General features: G+C 42.1%; 1 protein-coding gene. It reads left to right on the top strand.

From position 1 onward, the window contains the following. Window positions 1-114 precede the first annotated feature (114 nt). Window positions 115-858, top strand: a 744-nt coding sequence (locus ACRCJ0_RS16340) for a metal ABC transporter permease (RefSeq protein ID WP_431391215.1), incomplete at its 3' end; no start/stop codon positions are given.

Genomic DNA, 858 nt, shown 5'->3' with positions numbered 1-858 from the left:
TAACACAGAAAAACATGGGAAAGCTATTTTGATGGTAACTCATGATGACAATATTATTGATGAATACTATGATAAACGTGTGCATTTAGTAAGAGAGGAGAATTCGCCGTGGAGATGTTTCAGTACGAGTTCATGGGGCGGGCATTCATAGCCGCGACCGCTATTTCATTTATTTCCCCGATCCTAGGTCTCCTATTAATCATGCGCAAGCAATCATTAATGGCGGATACCTTAGCCCATATTTCATTAGCCGGAGTGGCTTTCGGTTATTTACTAGGGGTTGAACCAACCATTACGACCATCTTGTTCGTAGCGGCAGCTGCCTTAATCTTAGAATACTTGCGGGTCGTCTATGCCCATTATTCAGATATATCGGTTGCTATGATGATGTCTGGTGGGATGGCTTTAGCCTTACTACTATTGAACCAAGTGGATTCAGCAGCCTCTATTAACGCCTACTTATTTGGTTCTATCGTGACCGTTTCGTCACTACAAGTCTATATCTTGATTGGATTAGCGGTGTTTATTGTAGTTGGCTACTTAATTTTTAAACGGCCCTTATACCTCGTTTCATTTGACGAAAATACCGCCTATACGGCAGGTTTGCCAGTGCGAATGATTTCAGTCATTTTTTCAATTATTACTGGGATGGCCATTGCCTTAATCATGCCAATTGCAGGGTCACTACTGGTATCAGCAATTATCGTTATGCCAGCAGCCATTGCACTACGACTAGTGAAAAACTTTGATTCAGTCATTATTGTCGGTGTGATCATCGCCATGTTTGGGATGTTTGCTGGGCTGACAACGTCTTACTATTTAGACACACCACCAGGTGCAACAATTGTTGCCATCTTT

It is taken from the genome of Aerococcus sp. L_32 (assembly GCF_050689315.1).
Note: the sequence above shows the minus strand (reverse complement) of the source record. Positions and strands in the feature narration are given on the sequence as shown.